At 68.0% G+C, this 4,239-nt stretch carries 2 protein-coding genes; both read left to right on the forward strand.

Going from position 1 to position 4,239, the window contains the following annotated elements; all coding sequences use genetic code 11:
• On the forward strand, positions 1-1,957 hold a 1,957-nt coding region (locus VFW84_RS15585; protein ID WP_329681383.1), incomplete at its 5' end, for an ATP-binding protein.
• Positions 1,958-1,991: 34 nt separating this feature from the next.
• A partial coding sequence (locus VFW84_RS15590; RefSeq protein ID WP_329681384.1) for an adenylate/guanylate cyclase domain-containing protein occupies positions 1,992-4,239 on the forward strand: 2,248 nt, incomplete at its 3' end.

Raw genomic sequence — 4,239 nt, forward strand, 5'->3', positions numbered from 1 at the left:
TCTGACCACCCTGCTGGGCAGTGGGGGCGTGGGCAAGACCACGCTGGCGCTGCAGGTGGCCCATGCCTGGCAGGCACGGTGCCGTGATGGCGCGGTGTGGGTCCCTCTGGCCCAGCTCAGCGACCCCGGTTTGGTGGTGTCGGCCGTGGCGCAGGCCTTGTGCCTGCCGCAGAGCGACCGCGACCCGCAGGCGGCGCTTTTGCTGGCGCTGGAGTCCATGGAGTTGCTGTTGGTGCTGGACAACGCCGAGCATCTGCTGCAGTCCGTCACGGAACTGGTGCGCGCCATCCTGGCGCAGGCGCCGGGTGTGCGGGTGCTGGTGACCAGCCAGAGTCCGCTCAAGCTGCATGGCGAGCGGGAGTTCCGGCTGCATGGCCTGTCGGTGCCCGGTGATCAGGAGCCTCTGGACCAGGCCAGGCGGCATGGCGCCGTGCTCATGTTCGCCGACGAGGCCCATGCAGCCGATCGGCGTTTTGTCTTGAGCGACGACAACCTGCCGGGGGTGATCGAGCTGTGCCGTCGTCTGGATGGCCTGCCGTTGGCGATCAAGCTGGCGGCGGCACGGATGCCCTTGCTGGGCCTGCAGGGCACGATCGATCGACTTCATGAACGTTTCCGCCTGCTGGGCGCGACACGGCACGCCTCGCTGCCTGCCCGTCAGCAGACCTTGCTCAATGCGCTGGACTGGAGTCATGAACTCTTGACGCCGAGCGAGCAGCGGGTGTTTCGGCGTCTGAGCGTGTTCGCGGGGGGCTTTTCCCTGAACATGGCGGCGGCGGTGGCACGCGATGAGCAACTGGACGACTGGGCGGTGATCGATGTGCTGGGGGCGCTGGTGGATCATTCCCTGGTCAGCGTGGATGCGGCAGATCCCCCTCGCTATCACCTGCCGGAGAGCGCGCACGAGTATGCGGCGATGAAGCTGCGTGACAGCCAAGAGGCCGAGTCGATCCGTCGCCTGCATGCGCAGGCCGTGACCGAGATGATGGAGTCCTGCTATGAGGACTACTGGGTCATGGCCGACGAGCCCTGGCTGGCGCGCTACGGCGGTGAACTCGACAATGTGCGGCAGGCGCTGATCTGGGCCCATGAGCACGACCTGGCCCTGGGCGTGCAGTTGTCCGGCGCGTCGGCATTGCTGTACCTGTTGCTGGGGCTGGCACCCGAATGCCGGCGCCAGGCGCAGATGCTCGAAGGGCAGTTGTCCTCGACGATGGTGCCTGCCCTGCTGGGGCGTTACTGGGTGGAGCGCAGCCGCCTCTACTGGGGCATGGACAACGCCCGCATGCGCGAGTTTGCTCAGCACGGGGTGAGCATCCTGCGTGAACTGGGTGATGCCAGAGGGCTGTATCTGGCCCTGCGCTGCCTGGCGGGCAGCGGGGCCCTGGACAGTGCCCAGGCACAGGCCGTGCTGGACGAGATGGGACGCATCGAGCAGGCCCACTGGCCCACGCGCCTGCGTCTGCAGCGCTTGCTGGCCCGGGTGGCCATGCTGCGCGCTGCGGGGGAGTGGGCCCAGGCGCAGGACGTGTGCATGGTGCTGCTCGCACGGGCCCAGGCGGCGGGCTTGCCCGCGGTGGTGTCGGCCACGCTGAGCTATCTGGCGGGCACCCAGTTGCAGCAAGGCCTGCCAGACAAGGCTCTGGAGACCTGCCGGCAGTTGCTGTCCACCGGTTGCCAGCGGCGCAACAACTTCGTCATCCATGCGCTGGGCATCTCGGCGTCCGCCTGGCTGACGCTGGGCGATGCCGCGCAGGCGCGGCAATGCCTGCTGGAGTTCGTGCGGGCCAGTCGTGTGCGGGACTGGGAGTGGTTCGCCCTCTATCAGGACCTGCTGCCGCGTCTGGCCAGGGCAGAGGGCCATCCCGAGGTGGCCGATCGGCTGGCGTCCGACGAAGGGCAGAAGCTGGACCCCTTGTCCATGTGTGTCCTGGGTCTGGGTGTGCAAGTGATCTGACGGCGCCGTGGCCGGAGCAGTTAAGCTTGAGGCCATGTCCCCTGAGCCCGCGTCGATGAACCCGGATGTCCTGACCGCCTGGCTGCAGACCTGCGGTCTGCAGCACCTTGCCCGCGTCCTGATCGACAACGGCATTGACGACGATGTGCTGTCCTGTCTGACCGAGCCTGACCTGGAAAAGATCGGCCTGTCCCTGGGCGATCGCAAGCGCCTGTTGCGGGCCATCGGTGCGCGTGAGCCCCATGGCGCACTGCATCGCAGCCACCCGGAAGCGGGCGAGTTGCGGCAGTTGACCATCATGTTCTGCGACCTGGTCGACGCCACCGCGCTGAGCGAGCGACTGACCCCCGAACAATGGCGCGCCGTGGTGCTGGCCTACCAGCAGGCGGCGGTGGCCATCATCGAACACCACGGTGGCAGCGTGGCCCAGTACCTGGGCGATGGCTTGCTGGTCTATGTGGGCTATCCCCAGGCCCTGGAGGATGCCGCAGAGCGTGCCTTGCGCGCCGGTCTTGCGCTGGTGTCCGCTGTGGCGAGGCTGCAGTGGCCAGATCCGGCCCTGTCCGACCTCAGGCTGGCTGTTCGCATCGGGGTGCACACGGGCACGGTGGTGATGGGTGAGATCGGCGCGGGGCGGCGGCGCGAGCAACTCGCGCTGGGCGATGCGCCGAACCTGGCGGCGCGCCTGCAGGCCATGGCTGCGCCTGGCACGGTGGTGCTCAGCGAGACCACGCGCACCCTGGCCGGTGGCGGCTTCACCTACGAGGACCTGGGGCGCCATGTGCTCAAGGGCATCCGCGAGCCTCGTCAGGTCTGGCAGGTCACGGGGATCACGGCCATGGGCAGCCGGTTCGATGCCAGCCTGCGGGTCGGGCTCACGCCGCTGATCGGTCGGGTGCATGAACTGGCCCTGCTGATGGACCGCTGGGATGCGGCACGTCAGGGCCACGGTCAGGTCGTGATGCTGGGCGGTGAGCCCGGCGTGGGCAAGTCGCGCATGATCAAGGAGTTGCGTGATCGGCTGGGCAATGCCGGCCTGCAGGCCGTGGCCTTGCAGTGCTCGCCCCATGGCGTGCACCGGGCCTTTCACCCGTTCGTGGACTACATCGAGCAGGTGCTGGGCTGGGGCCCGGAGGTGAGCGCCGAGGCCCGACTGCAACAGATGCGCACGGTGCTGCTGGAGAACCTGCAGGTCGATCCGGTGCATTTCGGCCCTCTGGCTTTCCTGCTGTCCATCCCGGTGCCGGGCGAGCATGCCATGCCGGCGGGCAGTGCCAGCCAGCACGAGCAGGCGTCCATCGATGCCCTGGTGGCGGTGATGCAGGCGCTGTCGCAGCAGGCGCCCTTGCTGGGGCTGATCGAGGATGTTCACTGGGCCGACCCCGCGACCCTGGCCTTGCTCAAACAACTGGTGGCTGCCACGCGCCAGCAGCCCTTGTTGCTGGTGATCACCCATCGTCCCGAGTTCCATGCCAGCCTGGATCGTCACGCGCATGTCACGCAGCTCAAGATGCCGGGCCTGCGCGAGGTCGAAGTGCTGTCGATGATCGAGCATCTGGCGGTCGATCGACCACTGTCCGACGCCTGGTTGCGCCACATTGTCGACAAGACCGACGGGATCCCTCTGTTCGTCGAAGAACTGACGCGATCCATCCTGGAAGCGCCGTCTCTGCCCGATCGCCCCAACAGCACTGCGGGCGTGCCAGCCACCTTGCGTGATTCCCTGATGGCGAGGCTGGAGCGCTACCCTGGCTCACGCGAGTTGGCGGAGGTCGGGGCGGCCATTGGCCGAGATTTCAGCCATGCCCTGGTGAGCGAGGTGTCCGACATGAGCCCGGTGGCGCTGGAGCAGGCCGTGGCGGCGCTCATCCAGTCGGGGCTGGTGCTGGCCCAGCCCAGCCGCCAGGGCACGATCTACACCTTCAAGCACGCCCTGGTGCAAGATGCGGCCTACGACTCGATGGTGCAGGCCCGGCGCGAGTCCCTGCATCGCGAGATCTTGCGGGCCCTCGAGAGCCGGACTCCGGGGCAGCCGGAGCCTGAACCCAGTCTGCTGGCCCGTCACGCCAGGGCAGCCGGTCAGCGCCACATGGCGGTGATGCGCTGGCGTCAGGCCAGCGAGCGAGCGCTCAAGCGTCTGTCCCTGCACGAAGCCGAGGCCCATCTGCAGTCGGCACTGGCCACCCTGGGCGAGCTGCCAGCATCGTCTCAGCGCGATCAGACCGCCATGCATCTGCATGCCTTGCTGGGCACGGTCCACATGCTGGGGCGTGGCTGGGCGG

Origin of the sequence: Aquabacterium sp., from assembly GCF_036279655.1 — a bacterium.
Classification (GTDB): domain Bacteria; phylum Pseudomonadota; class Gammaproteobacteria; order Burkholderiales; family Burkholderiaceae_C; genus Aquabacterium.